The following is a 21,238-nucleotide window of genomic DNA, read 5'->3' as shown; positions in this document are numbered from 1 at the left end:
TCGCCGGGCATCCCCTGATCCTCCGTCCTACGCCGTCCCGCCAGGGCCGGTGGTGAGCTCCCCGAGCAGCCGTCGCGCCCGCTCCCGCACCGGCCTGTCGACCATCACACCGTCGACGGCCGACACCGCGTCGCCCGCGGCGAGCACCTTCCTGGCCCATGCCAGCTCCTTCTCCGAAGGCGCGAACGCCTCGGCCACCGCGGGGAGTTGCCTCGGATGGATGCACAGTTTGCCTCCGAAGCCGAGCCGTCGGGCGTGGTGGATGTCCTCGGCGAGCGTGTCGGCGTCGTCGAGCGCGGTCGTGACGCCGTCCAGCGGGGGCGCGACACCGGCGGCGGCGCCCGCGATGACCAGCCGGGACCGGGCATATGCCAGCGCCAGGGTGTCGTCGTGGCGCACGCCCAGCTCGGTGGCGAGGTCGACGCTGCCGAACGCCGCGCGGACGACGCCGGGCGCGCGGCACACATCGAGGGCGCGCTCGATCCCGGCCGCCGTCTCGACGAGCGGGATCACGGCGCAGACCTCCGCGATCCGTGCGATCGCGTCGGTGTCCTCGGCCTTGGGCAGCATCACCGGACAGCCGAACGCGGTGACGAGGTCCAGGTCGGCGTCCCACCAGGGCGTGCCGGGCGCGTTGATCCGCACCACCGCGTCCCGGCCCCGCGCGAGCCAGTCGGCGGCATGCCGGCGCGCCGCGTCCTTCCCGTCGGGCGCGACGGCGTCCTCCAGGTCGATGATCACGGCGTCGGCCCCGGCCGCGGCCGCCTTCTCGAACCGGTCAGGCCGGTGCCCCGGGACGAAGAGCAGGGTGCGGGCGGCGGCCAGGCGGGCGCGGTCCCGGCCCAGGCGTGTGGGGCCGGCGAGTTCGGGACGCGCGGGGCCGCTGTGCGCGGGGTCGGCCGTGGTGTGCTCGGCGCTCACCTGAACGTCACCTCCGCCGTCGCATGCCGCTCGTCCCGACGGGTGGCGATCCGCAGCCCTGCCGACCTTCCGTCGTCCGCCACGTCGCCGAGCGCACACACCTGTTCGCCCGCGAACACGGGCTTGCGCAGCCGGTAGGAGAGCGTGCGGACCTCCCGCTCCGGGGCCTCGCGGCGGGCGAGTTCCAGCATCAGCTGGACGAGGAGCGGCCCGTGGACGACGAGGCCCGGGTAGCCCTCGACGTCGCGCACGTAAGGCTCGTCGTAGTGAATGCGGTGGGCGTTCGCGGTGAGCGCGCTGTAGCGGAACAGCAGGGTCGGCGAGGGGCGCAGGGTCAACCGCCAGTCGGAGCCGGACGGTTCGGCCTCGCCGAGATCGAGGCCGAAGCCTCCACTCCTCCGCTCGTCCTCCCCCACGCGGTAGACGAGGTCCTGCTCCTCGGTGACCCGCGTCCGCCCTTCCTGCGTGATCTCATGGCGTACCGTCACGAACGCCATCTCGCCGGTGCGGCCGCGCTTGATCTCGACCTTGGCGAGGGAACTCGTGCGCCGGGCGGGCACGCCCACCCGCAGTGGCGCGGTGAACTCCGCGCGGCCTCCGGCGAACATGCGCCTGCGGTCCGGGAGGGGCGGCAGGAAGTGGCCGTGCGCGGGGTGCCCGTCGGCCCCCAGGGCTCGCTGTGCGGGCCATTCGAGGAAGTGCAGCCAGTGCCACAACGGTGGCAGCGGCTCCCCCTCAATGGCCACGGGCGCCTCCTGGTCGAGCACCTGGCTCAGCGCGGCGACGGGCGCGGCGGCGACGGGATCGTCCAGGGTCACGGGCGCCGGGGCCCAGGCGTCCAGATACCGCGCGAGCGCGAACTCACCCTGGGATGCTTCCTGTTGGGGCATGCTTCTCATTCTCCGATGCGTTGCGAAACGGGTGCGGCGGAAGCCACCGGGGCCGCCGCCGCGTCGTGCAGGGTCTCCAGCGACCGGCCGCGGGTGTCGACGCCGAAGAAGAACACGGTGGCCGTGGCGACCAGCCAGCAACCCGCGATGAACACGAACACGGCGATGTAACCGAGCCCCGGCGTGGTGTAGATCGCCGCGACGACCAGCGGCGCGATGACGTTGCCGATCCGGCCGACGCCGTTGCCGAGCCCGGCGCCCGCCGTGCGCAGGCGGGTGGGGAAGACCTCGGGGGTGTACGAGTAGAGCACCGCGATGAACGTCTGGCTGAGCGCGGCGACGAGCGTGCCGAACACGACGACGGCCACGACGGACGAGCTGAGCCCGTACCCGATGCCGAGCGCCGCGACCACGAGGCCGAGGACCACCGCGAGGTGCTTGCGCGGGTAGCGGTCGATGAACGGCCAGGCGAGGAACGCGCCGGGCACCGCGCCGATGGTGGTGACCGCGGACATGGTCATGCTCTTCGCGAAGTCCTGGCCGTGGTCGGCGAGCAGCGTCGGCACCCAGGACTGGAACCCGTAGAAGCCGACGAGCCCGAAGAGCCACAGGACCATGAGGGCCACGGTGTTGCGCCGCTGGCCCACGGCGAAGAGTTCGGAGAACCGCGGCCGGCCGGCCGGAGCGGGCGGCGCGGCGAGCGCGTCGGCAGAGGGCTCCCAGTCGGGCACGAAGGCGCGCGTGACCCGCACGGCTTCGGCGCTGCGGCCGCGCGCGAGGAGCCAGCGCGGCGACTCGGGCAGGCGCATCAGGAAGGGTACGAGCAGGACGCCGAGAGCGCCGATGACGAAGAGGGCGCGCCAGCCGCCGGGGTCGTCGGCGGTCAGGCCGCGGGCCGTGAAGGCCACGACGGGGATGCCGACCAGGCCGGTGCCGAGCGCCGTCGCCTGGACGCGTCCGCGGCGTGCGGCGGGGGTGACCTCGGAGAGGTAGGTGATCGCGACGGAGGTCATGGCGCCGAGGCCGAACCCGGTCGCGAAGCGGGCGGCGGCCATCGCGCCCACCGCCGTGACCAGCGCGTTGACCACGGAGGCCGCGGAGAAGAGCACCACGGATCCCGTCATGACCCGCCGTCGGCCCACCTGGTCGGCGAACCGGCCGCCGAGGATCGCGCCGACCGCCATGCCGGCGAAGGCGAGGGCGGTGACGAACGCGATGTCGTCGACGGTGAAGAGGTGCGCCCGGCGGATGGCGGGCGCGGCGAACGCGAACGTGTTCAGGTCCGCGAGGTCGAAGAAGAACATGGCGCTGACGGTGAGCAGCACCCGCCGGTGCAGGGCACCGTGCCGGGCGCTGCTGAGTGCGGCGAGCAGGGGATGCGCATCGCCCATGCGAGACCTCCGGGGGACGGGCGTCCGGTCAGCCGGCGGACAGGCGGATCGCCAGGTGCCCGGACGGGTGGCTGGACCGACGGATTGATGTGGCCGCCTCAATGACGGATTGTGCCGTACAAAACGCGGCCCAGCGTCCGCCCCGCAGGGCGTCGAGTCAACCCCCTTGGGGTGAAGTTGCATGTGAAAGCTCTAAGTTGCCCTGCGGCGGCGGCATTGACGACCCTGCTATTTGGCCGTACAAAGTAAGCACGCAGTGCAGGACCTGTACGAAGGGAAGCCATGCCGGCCATCGCGGAATCGCTCGCCGAGTGGGCGTACGGATACGAACCCGACCCCGAGGACCTGGCGCTCGCCCGCCGCTCCCTCCTGGACACGGTCGCGGTCACGCTCGCCGCCCGCGACCATCCGGTGAGCGCGCTGGCCGCCGAGCTGCCGGACGCGGCGCGGTGGGCCGCGGTGGGGCACGTCCTCGACTTCGACGACCTGCACATCGAGTCCACGACCCACATCAGCGTGGTGATCGTCCCCGCGGTCCTCGCGGCGGGCGGTGACGCGCGCGCCTATCTGGCCGGGGCCGGGGTCATGGCCCGGCTCGGCGCGCTGCTCGGCTGGTCGCACTACGCGGCGGGCTGGCACGCCACGTGCACGGCGGGCGCCCCCGCGGCGGCCGTCGCGGCGGGCGTCGCCCGGGGCCTCACGCCCCGGCAGCTCGCCACCGCCATGGCCCTCGCGGTGCCCGGCGCGAGCGGGGTGCAGGCCGCGTTCGGCACCCACAGCAAGTCGCTCCAGGTCGGCTTCGCGGCGGAGGCGGGGGTGCGGGCGGCGCGCCTCGCCCGCGCCGGCGCCACGGCCGACCCGCGGGCGGTCGACGCGTGGCTGGAGCTGGTGGGCGCGCAGGGAGCGGCGCCGCAGACCGGCGGTCCCGCCGTGCCCGGCGGCCTCGCCATCAAGATGTTCCCCTGCTGCTACGCGATGCAGCGCCCGATCGCGGCACTGCGCGACCTGCGTGTCGCGTGCGGCCCCGACGACGTGGCGGCCGTCCGCGTCACCACCCCGGGGGCCACGATCCACCCCCTCATCCACGACGACCCGGGCACCGGCCTCGAAGCCAAATTCAGCCTCCCGTACGCGGTGGCGACGGCGCTGCTCGACGGGTTCCCCGGCTTCAGCGCCTTCACGGACGACGCCGTGCGCCGACCCGAGGCGCGGCGTCTGATGGCCACCGTCGAGACGGAGCGCACCGAGGGCGGTGCCGGGCTCCTCGACGGCGAGGTCGACCTCGCGGTGACGCTCACCGACGGCCGGGTCCTGCGGTCCTCCCTCGCCCACCCCCCGGGCTCCCCCGAACGCCCGCCCACAGAGGCCGAGTTGGCGGAGAAGTTCGCCGCGTGCGGAAGCGACGTACCCGCCCGGCTCAAGGACGCGACCTGGGAGTCGGCCCGCGCGCTGCTCCTCGCCGAACTGCCCGGGAAGGCATCCGCATGACCGAGCCGCTCCCCCTCGAAGGCATCACGGTCGTCAGCCTCGAACAGGCCGTCGCCGCCCCCTTCGCCACCCGCCAGCTCGCCGACCTCGGCGCCCGCGTCATCAAGGTCGAACGTCCCGGTGGCGGCGACTTCGCCCGCCGATACGACACCACGGTGCACGGCCAGGCCAGCTATTTCGTGTGGCTCAACCGCTCCAAGGAGTCCCTCACCCTGGACCTCAAGTCGCAGGAGGGCCGGGACATCCTGGAGGAACTTCTCGCGGACGCCGACGTGTTCGTCCAGAACCTCGCACCGGGTGCCGCCGACCGCATGGACCTCGGCCCCGCCGCGCTCCAGGCCCGCCACCCCCGCCTGATCCCGTGCACGATCAGCGGGTACGGCACCAGCGGATCCTGGTCGGGGCGCAAGGCGTACGACCTGCTCGTGCAGTGCCAGACCGGACTGCTCTCCATCACCGGCTCGCCCGACGAGCCCGCCCGCGTGGGCATCTCCGTCGCCGACATCTCGGCGGGCATGTACGCGTACAGCGGCATCCTCTCCGCGCTCTACACGCGCGCCACGACCGGCCGAGCGCCCGCCGTCGAGGTCTCCCTGTTCGAGGCACTCGCCGAGTGGATGAGCCAGCCCGCCTACTACACGCGGTACGGCGGAACCCAGCCGCCCCGCATCGGCGCCCAGCACGCGACGATCGCGCCCTACGGCCCGTTCACCGCCTCCGACGGGAAGGAGGTGCTGCTCTCCATCCAGAACGAGCGCGAGTGGCAGGCCCTGTGCTCCACGGTCCTCGGCCGCCCCGAACTCACCGACGACCCCCGCATGGCCACCGGCGCCGACCGCGTCGCCCACCGCGACGAGGTCAACGCGGCCGTCTCCGCTCGCTTCGCCGAGCTCGGCAGCGAGGACGCCATGGCGCTCCTCGACAAGGCCGGCATCGCCAACGCCGGCGTCAACTCCATCGCCGAGTTCCTCGCCCACCCGGCCCTCGCCGAGCGCGACCGCTGGCGCGACATCGCGGTGCCGGGCGCGCAGGAACCCGTACAGGCATTGCTTCCCCCGGCGGACCTCTCCGGCGTCACCCCCCGGATGGACCCCGTCCCCGCCGCGGGAGAGCACACCGAACAGATCCTCACCGCCCTGGGCCGCAGCACCGCCGACATCGAGCGGCTGCGGGCGCAGGGCGTCATCGACACCACGCACGACCACGAGCAAGGAGCGTCCGCGAAGTGAGCACCCTCGACACCCTCTCCTCCGACGAACGGCTGATCGTCGAGACCGTGCGCGACTTCGTGGACCGTGAAGTCAAGCCGGTCGTCCGGGAGTTGGAACACGCCAACACCTATCCCGAGGCCCTCATCGAGCAGATGAAGGACCTCGGCATCTTCGGCCTCGCGATCCCCGAGGAGTACGGCGGCACGCCCGTCTCGACGCCTTGCTACGTGCTGATCACCGAGGAGCTGGCGCGCGGCTGGATGAGCCTCGCCGGCGCCATGGGCGGCCACACCGTCGTCTCCAAGCTGCTGCTCCACTTCGGCACCGACGAGCAGAAGAACCGCTACCTGCCCAAGATGGCGACCGGCGAGATCCGCTCGACGATGGCCCTCACCGAACCGGGCGGCGGCTCCGACCTTCAGGCGATGCGGACGGTCGCGCGGCGCGACGGGGACACGTACGTCGTCAACGGCGGCAAGACCTGGATCACCAACTCCCGCCGCTCGCAGCTGATCGCGCTGCTGTGCAAGACGGACCCGGCGGCCGAGCCGAAGCACCGCGGCATCTCCATCCTGCTCGCCGAGCACGGTCCGGGGCTCACCGTCTCGCGCGACCTGCCGAAGCTCGGCTACAAGGGCGTCGAGAGCTGCGAGCTGACCTTCGACGACTACCGCGTCCCGGCCGGCGCGCTGCTCGGCGGCGTCGAGGGCAAGGGCTTCGGGCAGATGATGAAGGGCCTGGAGACGGGCCGCCTCCAGGTCGCGTCGCGCGCGCTGGGCGTCGGCCGGGCCGCGTTCGAGGACGCGCTGCGCTACGCGCAGGAGCGCGAGACGTTCGGCGAGCCCATCTACAAGCACCAGTCGATCGGCAACTACCTGGCCGACATGGCGACTTCGCTGACCGCGGCGCGCCAGCTGACCCTGTACGCCGCCCGCGAGGCGGACGCGGGCCGCCGCGTCGACATGGAGGCGGGCATGGCCAAGCTCTTCGCCTCGGAGACGGCGATGCAGATCGCCCTGAACGCGGTCCGGATCCACGGCGGCTACGGGTACTCCACCGAGTTCGACGTCGAACGCTACTTCCGTGACGCGCCCCTGATGATCGTCGGCGAGGGCACCAACGAGATCCAGCGGAACGTCATCGTGCGCCAGCTGGTCTCCCGGGGCGGCCTGGACGTCTGACCTGCGCACCGTCTTGTACGGCCATTAGACTCACGGCACAGGCAGGGCGGTGAACGGCAGACATGACGCGTACGACACGCACAGAGCGGACGAGGGGGACACGGATGACGGCCCCCGGGCGTGACAGCGCCTACGTACGTCTCGCGCGAGAGCTGCGCGAGGCGATCCTGCGGCACGACTACCCGGAGGGGGTGCGGCTGCCCACGGAGGCGGAGCTCGCCGCCTCGCACGGGCTCAGCCGCCAGACCGTGCGGCGCGCCTTCCAGGACCTGGTCACGGAGGGTCTGGTGCACCGGGTCCCGGGGCGCGGCACGTTCGCCGCGCCCCGCGAGGAGCAGTATCTGCGGCAGTTCGGCTCGGTCGAGGACCTGATGGCGCTGTCCCTCGACACGACGATGCGCCTGGTGTCGCCGCTGCGCCGCCGGGTCGACGTCGACGCGGCGGGCCGGCTGCGCGTCGCCTCGGACCGGGTGGACCACCTCTCGTTCCTGCGGCTGCACGAGGACACCCCGTTCTGTCTGACGACGGTGCACCTGCCGCCGGACGTGGGCGCGCTCGTCGCGGACCGGCCCGAGCTGACGGAGGAGGGCGCGGAGAGCCGCGTCACGGTCATCGGCCTCCTCGACGGCCGGCTGCCCGAGCCCATCGCGGAGGCGGAGCAGTCCGTCACGGTCACGCTCGCGTCGGCCGAGGTGGCGGCACACCTCGACTGCCCGCCGCAGCATCCGCTCCTCCGGATCGACCGCCTCTACCTGTCGGCGACGGGCCGCCCGGTCGAGCTGGCCGTGAGCCATTTCCTGCCCGAGCACTACTCGTACCGGGTGCGGCTGCGCCGCCATCCGCGCTGAGTCGGGCGGGGCGGCGCGGCCGTGTGGCTCAGAGAGACGACGCCACCGTCAGGCCCTCCAGTACGGCCTCCTCCACCGTCCGCGGCGACACGCAGTCCCCCGCCATCAGGACCTCGCCGACCCGCCCGCGCGCCGTCTCGGCGAGTTCACTCACCGGGTCGTGCCCCTGGGCGAGCACGAGGGCCGCGACCCCTTCGATGATCACCGGCTCCTCGGTGAGCGTGTGCTGGAAGTACGCGGTGTCGGCGTCGGCGCCGTAGGGGCGCACGGTCGGCACGGTCTCGACGCCGGCCCGCGCGGCCTCGGCGAGCATCGCGGCCCGCACGTACTGCTGAAGGTGCTCACCGGCGCCGAACCCGGTCGTGCACAGCGTCACCTTCCGTCCCTGCCGGGCGAGTTGGACGGCCACGCCGATGCCGATCCAGTCGCCGCGCCAGTCCGCGACGACGATCCGGCCCTTCGGCACGTCGGCGGTCCCGCGCACGACGTCCCACGCGTCGAGGACGACGGGGTCGTCGAGGAGTTCCAGGGCTGGCCTGCGCGGCACCGCTCCCGTGGCGACGATCAGCGCGTCCGCCCCGGCCCGGTCGAGCAGTTCGGCGTCGACCCGGGACCCGGTGACGATGCGCGCCCCGGCCCGCCGCGCCTCGCCCTCCAGGTTGGTGACGGCGCCCCCGAACTCGGCGCGTCCGGGCAGTAGTTGGGCGAGCAGGACCTGCCCGCCGACGCGGCGCCCGGCCTCGTGCAGGGTGACGTCGTGCCCGCGGGCCGCGGCCACGGCGGCGGCCTTGAGCCCGGCCGGGCCGCCTCCGGCGACCAGGACGCGACGCCGCCGGGTGGGCATCGGGAGCCCCGTGAAGCGGCGCTCCCTGCCGGTCTCGGGGTGCTGGATGCAGGAGATCGGATAGCCGCGCTGGAAGTGGCCGATGCAGGCCTGGTTGCAGCCGATGCAGGCCCGGATCTCCTCCGTGCGGCCTTCGCTCGCCTTGCCCGGCATGGCGGGGTCGCAGATCAGGGCGCGGGTCATGGCGCAGGCGTCGGCCTGCCCCTCCTTGATGATCTGCTCGGCCTCCTGCGGCTGGTTGACGCGTCCGGCGACCATGACCGGCACACCGATAGCCGCCCGGACCCGCGCGGCGAGCGGGGCGGTGTATCCGGCGGGCTGCGTCATCGGCGGCGCGATGTGCACGGCGCCGGAGATCGTCGCCGACGAACCGGCGCAGACGCTCACGTAGTCGACGAGACCCTCGCGGTCGAGCCGGGTGGCCGCCTCGACGACGAGTGCGGCGGTGAGGCCGTCGTGGCTCAACTCGTCCCCGGAGATGCGCAGTCCGGTCACGAAGCCGGGCCCGGTGTGCGCCCGGACGGACGCGAGGGCCTCGCGCAGGAACCGCAGCCGGCCGTCCGCGTCCCCGCCGTACCCGTCCGTGCGCACGTTGACCTGCGGGTTGAGGAACTGGGCGGGCAGGTAGCCGTGGCTGGCGACCACCTCGACGCCGTCGAGCCCCGCCTCGCGCAGCCGGCGCGCGGCCTCGCCGTAACCGTCGACGACTTCGCGTATCTCGGCCCCGGTCATGGCGCGCGGCATCACGTGGAAGCGCTCGCTCGGTGTCGCGGACGCCGACCAGGCGACGGGTGCGGAGCCGTCGCGCGACTCCAGGATCTCCCGTCCCGGGTGGAAGAGCTGCCCGAACACCTTGGCGCCGTGCCGGTGCGCGGCCTCGGCGAGCCGCCGGTACCCCTCGACACACGAGTCGTCCGTGGCCATGAGCACGTGCGTCGTGTACCGGGCCGTCTCGTGAACTCCCGCGACCTGTACGACGATGAGCCCGACGCCGCCCTCCGCGCGCGCCTCGTGGTAGGCGATCAGGTCATCGGTGACCTTCCCGTCCTCGACCAGGACCGTGTCGTGGCCGGAGGACAGCACACGGTTCTTGAGGGTGACCCCGCCGACGGTGAGCGGACTGAACAGATGCGGGAATGCGGTCGACGTCATGGCGCGGTGCCTCCTGTGAACTGCGGCTCGGGGCTCGGGGCTCGGGGCTCGGGGCTCGGGGCTCGGGTGGGTGACTTGAAGGGGAAGGCGATCACTCGCGTACGCCGAGGACGGACCGGGCGGTGGCGAGGATGACGGCGGCGTAGTCCTCCGCCCCCATGCCGCTGCCCGACGCCACGGCCAGGTCGCAGCCGTCGACGGCCGCGAGCACGGACCGCACCGCGACGTCGGCGGGCACGGCCGGGGTGAACGTGCCGGCCGCGACGCCCGATTCGACGATTCCGAGGACGAGCTCGCGCCAGTCCTCGTGGGCGCGGCGCACCCCGTCGCGCAGCTCGGGCCTGCGGGCGGCGCTCGCGCAGAACTCGATCCAGGTCGCGCACCGCCGCCGGAGGTCGGGGTCGTCGGCCAGCTCGCGCACGAGGAGTCCGAAGCGGCGCCACGCGTCGGGCTCGGCGGACGAGCCCTTGCGCCAGCGGGCGATGAGGTCGTCGATCGACCAGTCGAAGGCCGCACGGAACAGCAGGTCGCGGGTGTCGAAGTAGTGCTGGAGCAGCCCGATGGACACCCCGGCGCCGCGGGCGACGTCTCTCATGCGTGCCGCGTCGAAGCCTCGTTCGGCCATGACCAGGGCGGCCGACCGCAGGATCCGTTCGCGCTGGTCCTCGCTCGCATCGCCGCTTTCCTTCTCCCCCATGCCCGCCCTCTTTTGCCTGAAGTGATCGTTGCCAGACCTCTATCCCGGCCAACAATAACGAATTATTGTGACCGCCGACACAGCGAAGCGGCGCCGCTTTCCCCGGCTTCTTCTCCCCGCACCCGACCTTCTCCCGTCAGTCCCCGACCGAGACAGGTGGCCCCCTTGAGCCAACAGCTGCACAAGTCCCTGACCTGGCGCGACGGCCTCGCCATCGCCATGGTGATCCCCAACGGCCTGCTCCTCACGGTGGGTTACACCGTCGGCGCGATCGGCGGCTGGACGGCCATCACCATCTGGTGCGTCGGCGCGCTCGTCGCGTTCGCGCAGAACATGCTGTTCGCCGAGACCGCCGCCATGTTCCCCGGCATGTCGGGAGGCATCAGCCGGTACGCCACCGAGGGCTGGAAGCGCTACTTCGCCCCGTTGGGCGCCGTGGCCTCGTACGGGTACTGGATCGGCTGGTCGTTCAGCATCGCGGTCAACGGCGCGGCGATCGGCCACCTCATCACCGCCCAGTGGTTCCCCCACGCGCCGTCGCTCCCGTTCCCCGGCCACCGCATCGGTCTGCCCGAAGCGCTCGCGGTGCTGTCGATCGCGGGCGGCTGGGCCTGCAACTACTTCGGCGCGCGGCTCGCCGCCGGGGTCTCCAAGGCGGTCGCGGCCCTGGTGATGCTCGGCCTCACGGTGGTCGTCGTGGCCCCCTTCCTCCACCCGGGCAGCTGGCACGCGTCCCGTCTGACCTGGTACCACGGCGGCAGCTGGATGACGCTGATCGTGTGGTTCTACGTCACGGCCTGGACGACGTACGGAACGGAGATCTGCGCGTCGTTCGCGCCCGAGTACCGCGACACCGCGCGCGACACGGCGAAGGCGCTGCGCCTGACGTCGCTCATCTCGCTCGGGGTCTTCTTCGTCGTGCCGCTCGCGACGGTCGGCAGTGTCGGGGAGGCGACGCTGCGCGCCGACCCGGTGGGCGCGTTCGCCACCGCCTTCACCCGGGCGCTCGGCGGCTTCTCGGACCTCGGCGTCGTGATCCTCATCGTCTCGATGTTCTTCGGCATGGTGTCGTGCACGGCCGACGGGGGCCGGGCGCTGTACGGCCTGGCGCGCGAGGGGATGACCGTACGGCAGCTCGACAAGGTGAACCGCTGGGGTGTGCCGGGCCGCGCCCTCACCCTGGACGCGCTCGTCAACGCGGCCATCGTGGTGCTGCTCGGCGAGCCCCTGAGCATCCTCATCGCCAGCAACTTCGGCTATCTGGTGGCCATGACGCTCGCCGTCGCCGGCTTCCTGCTGCTGCGCAAGGACCGCCCCGACTGGCCGCGGCCGATCCGCCGGGCGCGCGCCTGGATCCCGGTGGCCTGGGTCCTGCTGGTGTTCAACGTCGTGATCGTCTCCGTCGGCGTCACCCATCCGTCCCTCGCGGGCTACGGCGGCGCCACCGAGTCCTTCCTCGCGGTCGGCATCCTGCTCATCTCGGTGGTGCTGTACGCGTACCGGAGGGTGGTGCAGGACGGGGAACGCATCGCCTGGCGCATCGAATCACCCCGGGTGCCGGAGGAGACGCGGGAACCGGAGGAGACGCGGGAACCGGAGGAGACGCGGGAACCGGAGGAGACGCGGGTATCGGAGGCGGGCGGACCGGCCCCTCAGTCCCCGAACTCGGCGACCGCCCGCCCCACGATCCGCTCCAACCGGTCGTGATGGGCACCCCGCCAGTACACGCGGCCGCACTCACGGCACTGCGCGAACACGTCGTACGTGCCGCGCGTCCCGCCCTCAAGGAGGTCGGTGACGTCCTCCTTGCGCGCCTCCTTCAGCGGCCCGTTGCAGGCGGTGCACCGGGTCCAGGGGTGCAGCTCGGGCGTGAACCGGCCGAGCACGTCGCGTAGTTGGTCGTCGGGCCGGTCGCTGTAGACGTACGCGCCGGCCCACAGCTCGCGCCGCCGCAGCAGCCCCCGGTCCCGGCTGAGCAGCACCCGCCGCTCGGCGGCGGACCGGGCGGCGAGCGCGGCGTCGCCGATGTCGGTGGCCTCGTACGCGGCGTCGACGCCGAGCAGCCGCAACCGCCGTGCCAGCGTGCCGAGATGGACGTCGAGAAGGAAGCGCAACGGGGCACCCGGCACCTGCTGCGGCCGGACGACGGCTCGCACCTCGACCCGCTCCCCGGCATGGGGAATGTGCCCGGTGGCCACCTCGCGCCCGTCCACGACCAGCGCGCCGACCTCCGTCAGCGGCACCCCGAGCGACTCGATCACATGCCCGAGCGTGGACACGCCGTCGGTGACAAGTGGCGTCGCTCCGCCCCCGCGCCGCACATGCGGAACGAACAACTCCAACTCGGGTGCGACGCTGACGACGATCTCCGGTCCGTTCATCGGGTCAGGATGCCATGAGGACGAGGGCGGGGAGCTGGGGTTTTTCCCACGCACGAGCGCGACACCCCCGCATGCCGAACCGTCTTACGAGTGACACTCATTCGGCCCACCCGCCGGAACCGGAATGTCATCTTCCGCTTCTGAACTGCGTGGATGCACCCAGCACCCACCTGCTGGGATTTCGTTCGAAGGGGACCTTCCGTTTGTGAAGATCCTTTCTGTGCTTACAGTTTTCCCGGTTCGTACGGGAATCAGCACGCAGGAACGAGACGTAGAGCGAGGCTCGGGTGACATCCGCTGACGCGCACCGGCACACAGCCGGAACCGGCGCCGTCCTGGAAGGCCTTGCGGGCTGGGTGCCACCGCGCCGGGTCACCAACGACGAACTCCCCACCACTTGGGAGGTCGACGACGCATGGGTGCGCCGGCGGACGGGCATCGTCGCCCGGCACTGGGCCGGCCCCGGAGTCCGCACGGGCGAACTGGCCCTGCAGGCCGCCGTCCGCGCCCTCGCCGTGGCCGGCGGTCCGGCCCCCGACACCGTCCTCGTCGCCACCTCCACCCCCGATCTGCCGATGCCCGCCATGGCCCCGCTCCTCGCCACCCGGCTCGGTCTCGACGGGGCGGCGGCCTGGGACATCTCGGCGGCCTGCAGCGGCTTCGGCTACGGACTCGCCTCGGCCGTCGGCGTCATCGCCTCGGGCGCCGCCGAACGCGTCCTGCTCGTCGGCGCGGAGGTGTACTCGACCCTCGTCGACCCCGCCGACAGCAGCGCGGGAGTCGTCTTCGCGGACGGCGCCGGCGCGGTGGTCCTGCGCCGCGGCACCCACGGAGAGCCCGGCAGCGTGCTCGCCTTCGACCTCGGCAGCGACGGCTCAGGCCACGAGCTGATCCAGGTCCCGGGCGGCGGCGCCGCGGAACGCGCGGACCCGGCCGCCCACACCCCGGCCGACCGGCACTTCCGTATGCGCGGCCGCGAGGTGTTCCGGCACGCGGTGATCCGTATGACCGAGTCGTCCCGCGCCGTGCTGGACCGCACCGCGTGGACGACCGACGACGTGGACCGGTTCGTCGCCCACCAGGCGAACGCCCGGATCCTCGGCGCCGTCGCCGAACGCCTCCAACTCCCCCCGGGACGGCAGGTGTCCAACATCGAGCACGTCGGCAACACGGGCGCCGCGTCCATCCCGCTGGCCCTCGCCGACGCCGCGTCGCGCGGTCTGCTCGCTCCCGGGCAGCGCGTGCTGCTGACCTCGTTCGGGGCGGGGCTCACCTGGGCCTCGGCCACGCTCCTGTGGCCGCACCTCCCGGCGGTCCCGCCGGTGTGTCCGCCCCCCGAGGCCTCCTGAGTCCCCCTAAAAAAGCAGCTCACGACCTCACCACCACATCACCACACCAGCACCAGCACCACACACGACCTGAAAGGACCCCTCATGTCCTCGTCGTCCCCCACCACCGCCACCACCGCCCTCACACCCGTCGCGCTCGGGGCCCCCGCACCCCGGGCCGGCGCCGCACCCCGCGTCGGCGCCGCCGTCACCTCCGTCCTGACGGAGAAGTTCGAGGTCAGCCCCGACAGCATCCGCCCCGACGCCACCCTGGAGAGCCTCGACCTCGACTCCCTCGCCCTCGCGGAACTCGCGCTCGCCCTCCAGGACCGGCTCGGCGTGCGCGTCGAGGAGTCGGAGGCCACCAAGCGCACCACCGTCGCCGAACTGACCGCCACCCTCATCACCCGGCAGACCACGGCAGGGGCCCGGTGACGACGACGTCGAGCCGTACGGTCGCCATCACCGGCCTGGGGCTCATCACCCCGGCCGGTGTCGGCCGCGAGGCGACATGGGAGGGCGTGCTGCGCGGCCGTTCCGCGGCCGCCGAGGACCCCGAACTCAAGGAACTGCCCGTCGACTTCTCGTGCCGGGTTCCCTACATGACCCCCGAGCAGGCACGGATCGGCGGGGGCAAGTCCTGGCGGATGGGCCAGTTCACGCGGCTCGCAGTGCTCGCCGCCCGGGAGGCCGTCGCCGACGCGGGGTTCGCCCGCGGCGGCGACTGGGACGGGGCACGCGTCGCGGTCGTCATCGGCTCGGGCCTCGCCGGCGCCGCGCATCTGGAGGAGCAGTCGGCGCGGTTCCTCAAAGGGGGGCCCGAACTGGTCGCGCCCACCCTCATCCCCATGCTCATCTCCAACATGGCGGCGGGCGAGGTGGCGCTCGACCTCGGCGCACGCGGCCCTTCGCTCGCCACGGAGAGCGCCTGCGCCTCCGGGGCGAGCGCCCTCGCCGTCGCCCGCGACCTGCTCCTGTCCGGGGCCTGCGACATCGCGGTGGCGGGCGGCACGGAGGCGGCCGTCACCCCCGTCATCACCACCGGCTTCCACCGGATGGGCGCGCTGTCGTCCCGCACCGACGAACCCGCCGCCGCCTCAAGGCCGTTCGCGGCCGACCGCGACGGCTTCGTGATCGCCGAGGGCGCCGCCGTCTGCGTACTGGAACGGCCCGCGGACGCTGCGGCCCGTGGACGCCGTGCCTACGCCCTGCTCGCCGGCGCCGGCCAGTCCACCGACGCCCACCACCCCACCGCGCCCGCCCCCGGGGGCGCGGTCGCCGAGAGCGCGCTGCGCACCGCACTCGCGGACGCGGGGCTCGCCCCGGGCGACATCGACCATGTCAACGCGCACGGCACGTCCACCCCGCTCAACGACCACGCGGAGGCCGACCTCATCGCGCGGGTCCTGCCGCACGGCCCGAGCGTCACCGCACCCAAGGGCGCCCTGGGCCACAGCCTCGGCGCGGCCGGGGCGATCGAGGCGGCGCTCACCGCCCTGACGATCCATCACGGAACGGTCCCCCCGGTCGCGAACCTCACCCCCGGGAACCTCGACTTCCCGCTCGACTGCGTGACCGGCGCGCCCCGTCCACAAGACGTACGGGCCGCGGTCACCCACTCGTTCGGTTTCGGCGGACACAACGTGGTGCTGGCGCTGACGTCGCCGGCGGCCTGACCGACCGCCCCACTCCTCCCCCCTGGAGAGCTCCCCGTTGACCCTGTACAGCAGCATCGTCCACGCGGCGGTCCACGTTCCGCCCGGCCGGCAGTCCGTCGCCGAGGTGGAGGAACGTTTCCGCTCCCACAATCCCCACGTCTCCCTCTCCCCCGGCGTACTGGCCCACATGTACGGCCTCGCGGATCGGACCGTCGCCCCCGCCGACGAACAGCCCTCCGACCTCGCCGCCCACGCGGCCCGCCGCCTCTTCGAGGCCCCCGGCATCCCGGGTCCGTCGGGCGTCGACCTGCTGATCTTCGCGGGGATCCTCGCCGACATGGAGGAGCCCGCCACCGCACACCTCGTCGCCGACAAACTCGGCCTGAGCTGCCCGGTGTTCGACCTGAAGAACGCGTGCAACGGTGTCCTCAACGCCGTCGAGGTGGCCGACGCCCTCATCAGGGCGGGCCAGTACCGGCGCGTCCTCGTCACCACGGCCGAGGTGTCCACGCGCGAGAGCCGGTGGACGGTCGACGACCCCGCCGACGTCCTGACCGCGCTGCCCAGCCTCAGTACGGGCGACATGGGCTCCGCCCTGCTGCTCGAAGCGTCCGCACGCCCCGGCGTCGTCGGCTCCCGCTTCTTCGCCAACTCCTGGGGCTGGCCGGCCGCGACCCTGCCCAACCCCTACGCCCAGCACCATCGCACCCTCGGCGAACTCCGGATCGATTCGGCCCAGTTGGTGGATTCGTTCGCCGGGATGCCGGAGAAGGTGCGGGGCGCCATGGGTGACCTGGGGGTCAAGACCGACGAGCTGGACCTCGTCTGCGTGCACCAGCCGTCGGTCGCCTTCACGAGGGTGGCGTGCGAGTGGGTGGGCGTGGACCCGGACCGCGTCATCGCCACCTTCCCCTCGCACGGCAACGTGGCCACCAACACGATCCCCCTCCAGCTGGCCACCGCCCTGGACACCGGACGCCTCCGGCGCGGGGACCTGGTCGGCATGTTCGGCTTCGCGAGCGGAGCGAGCGCCGGGGTGGTGGTGTGCGAATGGTGACACCGGACGGCCCGACGCCCGCCACGTCCCGTGGTACGCGCATGCTGACCCCGCGCATCCCCCCGCTGCCGGCCGACCAGTGGCCGCCCGCCCTGCGCGACCTGCTCGGCGCGTCGAGCCAGGACGGGCCGGGCCGCGTCAATCTCTTCGGCACCCTGGCCCACCACCCCCCGCTCGCGGAGGCGTGGCTGCGCCTGGCCCAAGTCCTCACGCACCAGGGCACGTTGACGATGCGGGACAGGGAGCTCGCGATCCTGCGTACGTCCTACCGCCTCGGCTGCGACTTCGTACGCGCACGTCACGAGGAGCACGCGCGCCTGGCCGGGCTCACCGGCGCCGACGTGGCCGCGACGGGGTCCCCCGACCTGTCCGCGCACCCGTGGCACCCGGCGGACCTAGCCGTCCTGACGACGGCCGACCACCTCGCAGGCCCGCGGGAACTCCCCGAGTCGCTGTGGCGGCAACTGGCCGACCGGCTGCGGGCGGAGCAACTGGTCGAGCTGCTGCTCGTGATCGGACAGTGCGCGATGGTGTGCACGACGCTGAACACGCTCGGCACACCGCCCGACACACCTACGACGAACGCCGACGCGGCGGAGCGCTAGCGCCGCCACAGCACCACCCCCCTCCCCTCCCCTCCCCTTGAAAGGGTCCCCCCGCATGTCTGCCGTGCCCACGCAGCTCGCGCCGCCCCTACGCCTGCCCGCCGCTTACGGTCGCTGCCCGTTCACCCCGCCACCCGCGTACACGGAGGCCGCGCGCGCGGGCGCGGTCACCCGGTCGGTCCTGCCCGACGGCACCCCGTGCTGGCTCGTCACGGGCTACCGGGAGGTGCGTTCCGTCCTCGCGGACGCGCGCTTCAGTGCCGACGCCCGTACGCCCGGATTCCCGTTCCTCTCCCCCGGCCAGCGCCAACTGGCCACGTCCCGGCCGAGTTTCATCCGCATGGACGACCCGGAGCACGCGAGGCTGCGCCGCATGGTCACCAGGGACTTCCTGGTCCGGCGCGTGGAGGAGCTGCGCCCGGCCATCCGGCGGATCGTGGACGACGCGCTCGACGAGCTGATCGCGAAGGAACAACCTGCCGACCTGGTAAGGGACTTCACCCTTCCCGTCCCGTCCCTGGTGATCTGCCTGATGCTGGGCGTCCCGTACGCGGACCGTGACCTGTTCCAGTCCCTGAGCCGCACGCTGCTCGACAACACCGCGACCGACGGCGAGGTCGCGAACGCGCACCGGAGCCTGATGGGCTACCTGGCGGGACTGGCCGCGCGGAAGGCGCGCGAGCCGGGGGACGACATCCTGAGCCGGCTGGCCGCACGGGACGACCTCACCCCCGGACAGGTCGCCTCGCTCGGCTTCATGCTCCTGGTCACGGGCCACGAGTCCACGGCGAACATGTCGGCGATCAGCGTGCTCACGCTGCTCCGGAACCCGGCCCTGGCGGCACGGCTCCGGGCCGACCCCGCCCTGATGCCCGCAGCGGTCGAGGAGTTGCTGCGCCACGTCACGATCATCCACCTCGGCCTGGCGCGCGCCGCGAAGGAGGACGTGGAGGTGGGCGGGGTGACGATCGCGGCAGGGGACGGCGTGATCTGCATGCTCTCCACGGCCAACCGGGACGAGGAGGTGTTCGGCCCCACGGCCGGCACCCTCGACCCGGACCGCCGAGACGCGCGCCGCCACCTGTCGTTCGGCTTCGGCGTCCACCAGTGCCTGGGCCACGCGCTGGCCAGAGTGGAACTGGAGGTCGTCCTGACCACCCTGCTGCGCCGCCTCCCGAACCTCCGCCTGGCCACCGGGGAGACGGCGCTCACCTACGGCACGTCGGATCTCGTCTACGGGGTGAGGGAACTGCCCGTGACGTGGTGAGCCGACGGGCACCGGCTCAGCAGCCGCGTCCCCTCGGCTCGAACTTCACGCGCGCGTGCTCGGCCTTGCCGTGCACCTCGCTGTACGTCGCCGGGCTGACGCGGAACCAGCGGTCGTCCTTGCGGGGCTTCCCGTTCACGTCGTCGAGGCGCACGCACCACCGCTCGGGCCGCACGATCCTGGTGTACCTCTCGCTGCCCTTGCGCACCTTCCGGCACCGCTCGTAACGCTCGGTGGTGTACCAGGTGCGGGTCCTCTTCCGCTTGCCGGCGCCGCTGCGCGAGGTGTGCCTGACCTTCCGGGTGGCCGGGTCGCACTCCTTGACCAGGTGCGGGCGGGTGCCCTTGGCGGTCTTCCTGGGGAGATGCCGGACGGCGTCGTACAGACCGCGGACCTGGTCGGACTGGGGCCGCGCGTACCCGCCACTGTTCCCGCCCCCCTTGCCGCCGGAGTGCGCCCGGTCGCCGTCCGAGGCGGAGCACGCCCCGAGGGACGCCACAAGAATCATCATGAGTCCGGCCAGCACCGGACGCCCCTTCACGGACATATCTCCTCTTCGCTCTGCGAAAGCCACGCCCGCGCGCACTCCGCGAAAGCCATGCTCACGCCAATAGGGAGCGGCCAGCGTATCCGACCAGGCCCGACACCCCGCCGGGAGCTCCGGGCGCGGGGCGACAGCTGGACAGTCAGGGCCATCGGCGACGTTCCCGATGCGTTGGATCCGCCACAATTTGCCCACTTTCGAGCGAATCAATGCATAAATGGTCAGGTCGGGCTGATTCCACACCCCTGGTAACCGGCCCCACGGATCCGACGACCAACGGATCCGACGACCAGCAGCAAGGGAGAAGCGCTTGATCACGGCACGTAAGCGACGCATCGCTCTGGTGGCTCCGGCCGGCGTAGTCGGTGGCGTACTCGCACTGACCGCCCTCAGCGGGACCAGCAACGCTGCCACCGGCGGCAACGACCATGGGGACCACTCGCACTCTCAGGCGTGGGGACATCAGGCCGGCGCCCAGGACGCTTCCGATGCCCGAATAAGGATCACGCCCGGGCAGGGCGCCTCCGGCGTCGGGGTCGACGATCCGGTCAAGGTCACCGTCAGTAAGGGCAAGCTCACCAAGGTGGTGATGACCGCCGTCGCGAGCGGTACCGAGGTGCAGGGCACCCTGTCCACGGACGGCAGGTCCTGGCAGCCGGACGCACCTCTGGTGCGGGCCACCAAGTATCAGATCGCCGCGGAGGCCGACGACGCCAAGGGGCGCTCCGTCACCGAGTACGCCACGATCACCACGGTCTCCCCGGCCAACGACTTCATCGGGCACGTCTCCCCCGAGAACGGCTCGACCGTCGGCGTGGGCATGCCGGTGACGGTCAGCTTCGACAAGGCGGTCGGCGACAAGGCCGCCATGGCGTCGAAGATCCAGGTGAGCTCCAGCAGCGGCCAGCAGGTCGTCGGCCACTGGCTCAACGGCAGCCGCCTGGACTTCCGCCCCCAGCACTACTGGCAGCCCGGCTCCACCGTCACCGTGAAGCTCACCGACCAGGGCGTCCGGAAGACGGTCACGTTCAAGGTCGGCCGGAGCCAGATCAGCACGGTCGACGCCAAGACGAAGCAGATGACCGTCGTACGGGACGGCAAGACCATCAAGACCATCCCGATCTCGTCCGGCAGCGCCGAGCACCCGACGTACAACGGCCGGATGGTCATCTCCGAGAAGTTCCGGCAGACCCACATGAACGGTGCGACCGTCGGCCTCACGGAGAAGGACGGCAAGCCCTCGTACGACATCAAGGCCGTGCCGCACGCCATGCGCCTGACCGACTCGGGCACGTTCATCCACGGCAACTACTGGGGTGGCGACTCGGTCTTCGGCAAGGTCAACACCAGCCACGGCTGCGTGGGCCTGAAGGACGCCAGGGACGGCAGCGACGGTACGCAGCCCGCCGCGTGGTTCTTCGACCACTCGATGACCGGTGACGTCGTGATCATCAAGAACTCCGTGGACAAGACCAAGCTGTCCCCGGACAACGGCCTCAGCGACTGGAACATGCCGTGGAGCGAGTGGGTCGCGGGGAGCACGACCGGCTGACACCCCGTCATCCGCACCCAACTGAATCTGAATCCCTCACGCCAGGCGGCGGCCGACACCATGTCGGCCGCCGCCTGCGCGTTCCCCGACAGCCTCGGCCGACAGCCTGCCGGCGGCGGAAATTATTGGAATACCAAACCCCAAAAAGAGCCAGCCGCCGTCTTCCCAACTTGCCCCGCATCGCCCTATGTTGAGGCGTCTTCGCAGACCACTCGCGCGCAGC

Annotated in this window: 19 protein-coding genes; 12 read left to right on the top strand and 7 right to left on the bottom strand. The window is 72.4% G+C overall.

The window, feature by feature from the left end; genetic code table 11:
- Positions 1-27 precede the first annotated feature (27 nt).
- The 3 genes from EOT10_RS03025 to EOT10_RS03015 are packed head-to-tail and all read right to left on the bottom strand — an operon-like array spanning position 28 to position 3,202.
- Positions 28-921 (bottom strand): HpcH/HpaI aldolase/citrate lyase family protein, encoded by an 894-nt coding sequence (locus tag EOT10_RS03025; RefSeq protein ID WP_317617322.1) that lies wholly within the window; start codon positions 919-921, stop codon positions 28-30.
- The gene (locus EOT10_RS03020; protein WP_223280721.1) at positions 918-1,811 is read right to left on the bottom strand and encodes an HTD2 family dehydratase; all 894 of its coding nucleotides are present in this window, start codon (positions 1,809-1,811) and stop codon (positions 918-920) included. The genes EOT10_RS03025 and EOT10_RS03020 overlap by 4 nt, the downstream gene beginning before the upstream one ends.
- Positions 1,812-1,816: 5 nt before the next feature.
- Complete coding sequence (locus EOT10_RS03015; RefSeq protein WP_189491015.1) at positions 1,817-3,202, bottom strand: MFS transporter; 1,386 nt, start codon at positions 3,200-3,202, stop codon at positions 1,817-1,819.
- 282 nt (positions 3,203-3,484) lie between these two features.
- On the opposite strand from EOT10_RS03015, the gene EOT10_RS03010 reads away from it, so the two are divergent.
- From EOT10_RS03010 to EOT10_RS02995, 4 genes are all read left to right on the top strand, one after another.
- Positions 3,485-4,690: an MmgE/PrpD family protein gene (locus EOT10_RS03010; RefSeq protein WP_127826436.1), complete on the top strand. Its 1,206-nt coding sequence runs from the start codon at positions 3,485-3,487 to the stop codon at positions 4,688-4,690.
- Positions 4,687-5,919: a CaiB/BaiF CoA transferase family protein gene (locus EOT10_RS03005; protein WP_127826435.1), complete on the top strand. Its 1,233-nt coding sequence runs from the start codon at positions 4,687-4,689 to the stop codon at positions 5,917-5,919. The genes EOT10_RS03010 and EOT10_RS03005 overlap by 4 nt, the downstream gene beginning before the upstream one ends.
- Positions 5,916-7,082, top strand: coding sequence for an acyl-CoA dehydrogenase family protein (locus EOT10_RS03000; protein ID WP_127826434.1), 1,167 nt, complete (start codon positions 5,916-5,918; stop codon positions 7,080-7,082). The genes EOT10_RS03005 and EOT10_RS03000 overlap by 4 nt, the downstream gene beginning before the upstream one ends.
- A 104-nt stretch (positions 7,083-7,186) precedes the next feature.
- Positions 7,187-7,930 (top strand): GntR family transcriptional regulator, encoded by a 744-nt coding sequence (locus EOT10_RS02995; protein ID WP_127826433.1) that lies wholly within the window; start codon positions 7,187-7,189, stop codon positions 7,928-7,930.
- A 28-nt stretch (positions 7,931-7,958) separates the two neighbouring features.
- On the opposite strand, the gene EOT10_RS02990 is transcribed toward EOT10_RS02995, so the two are convergent.
- The gene (locus EOT10_RS02990) at positions 7,959-9,926 is read right to left on the bottom strand and encodes an oxidoreductase (protein ID WP_127826432.1); all 1,968 of its coding nucleotides are present in this window, start codon (positions 9,924-9,926) and stop codon (positions 7,959-7,961) included.
- 91 nt (positions 9,927-10,017) lie between these two features.
- Entirely contained in the window at positions 10,018-10,623 is a 606-nt protein-coding gene (locus tag EOT10_RS02985; protein ID WP_127826431.1) for a TetR/AcrR family transcriptional regulator, read from the bottom strand.
- A gap of 165 nt (positions 10,624-10,788) precedes the next feature.
- Between EOT10_RS02985 and EOT10_RS02980 the strand changes: the two genes are divergently transcribed.
- The gene (locus tag EOT10_RS02980; protein WP_223280720.1) at positions 10,789-12,330 is read left to right on the top strand and encodes an APC family permease; all 1,542 of its coding nucleotides are present in this window, start codon (positions 10,789-10,791) and stop codon (positions 12,328-12,330) included.
- On the opposite strand, the gene EOT10_RS02975 is transcribed toward EOT10_RS02980, so the two are convergent.
- The gene (locus EOT10_RS02975) at positions 12,276-13,004 is read right to left on the bottom strand and encodes a Mut7-C RNAse domain-containing protein (RefSeq protein WP_127826430.1); all 729 of its coding nucleotides are present in this window, start codon (positions 13,002-13,004) and stop codon (positions 12,276-12,278) included. The two genes, EOT10_RS02980 and EOT10_RS02975, sit on opposite strands and share 55 nt — an antisense overlap.
- 287 nt (positions 13,005-13,291) lie before the next feature.
- On the opposite strand from EOT10_RS02975, the gene EOT10_RS02970 reads away from it, so the two are divergent.
- From EOT10_RS02970 to EOT10_RS02945, 6 genes are all read left to right on the top strand, one after another.
- Positions 13,292-14,353: a beta-ketoacyl-ACP synthase III gene (locus EOT10_RS02970; protein WP_127826429.1), complete on the top strand. Its 1,062-nt coding sequence runs from the start codon at positions 13,292-13,294 to the stop codon at positions 14,351-14,353.
- A gap of 84 nt (positions 14,354-14,437) precedes the next feature.
- Positions 14,438-14,767: an acyl carrier protein gene (locus EOT10_RS02965; protein ID WP_127826428.1), complete on the top strand. Its 330-nt coding sequence runs from the start codon at positions 14,438-14,440 to the stop codon at positions 14,765-14,767.
- A complete protein-coding gene (locus EOT10_RS02960) occupies positions 14,764-16,008 on the top strand; it encodes a beta-ketoacyl-[acyl-carrier-protein] synthase family protein (protein WP_127826427.1) in 1,245 nt (414 codons plus the stop codon). Before EOT10_RS02965 ends, EOT10_RS02960 begins: the two co-directional genes overlap by 4 nt.
- Positions 16,009-16,045: 37 nt before the next feature.
- On the top strand, positions 16,046-17,047 hold the full coding sequence (locus EOT10_RS02955) for a 3-oxoacyl-ACP synthase III family protein (RefSeq protein WP_127826426.1): 1,002 nt from the start codon (positions 16,046-16,048) through the stop codon (positions 17,045-17,047).
- Positions 17,048-17,088: 41 nt separating this feature from the next.
- Positions 17,089-17,652 carry a carboxymuconolactone decarboxylase family protein gene (locus EOT10_RS02950; RefSeq protein WP_189491012.1) on the top strand — a complete coding sequence of 188 codons (564 nt, stop codon included), beginning with the start codon at positions 17,089-17,091 and terminating at the stop codon, positions 17,650-17,652.
- A 55-nt stretch (positions 17,653-17,707) separates the two neighbouring features.
- Complete coding sequence (locus EOT10_RS02945) at positions 17,708-18,919, top strand: cytochrome P450 (protein ID WP_127826424.1); 1,212 nt, start codon at positions 17,708-17,710, stop codon at positions 18,917-18,919.
- Positions 18,920-18,935: 16 nt separating this feature from the next.
- Here the strand turns inward: EOT10_RS02945 and EOT10_RS02940 are convergent, their stop codons facing one another.
- Positions 18,936-19,466 carry a hypothetical protein gene (locus tag EOT10_RS02940; RefSeq protein WP_127826423.1) on the bottom strand — a complete coding sequence of 177 codons (531 nt, stop codon included), beginning with the start codon at positions 19,464-19,466 and terminating at the stop codon, positions 18,936-18,938.
- Between the two features lie 310 nt (positions 19,467-19,776).
- Here EOT10_RS02940 and EOT10_RS02935 point away from each other — a divergent pair, with 310 nt between their 5' ends.
- A complete protein-coding gene (locus EOT10_RS02935; RefSeq protein ID WP_431313256.1) occupies positions 19,777-21,015 on the top strand; it encodes a L,D-transpeptidase in 1,239 nt (412 codons plus the stop codon).
- Positions 21,016-21,238: the final 223 nt, after the last annotated feature.

Origin of the sequence: Streptomyces antnestii (genome assembly GCF_004005495.1) — a bacterium.
GTDB classification, from domain to species: Bacteria; Actinomycetota; Actinomycetes; order Streptomycetales; family Streptomycetaceae; genus Streptomyces; species Streptomyces antnestii.
Note: the sequence above shows the minus strand (reverse complement) of the source record. Positions and strands in the feature narration are given on the sequence as shown.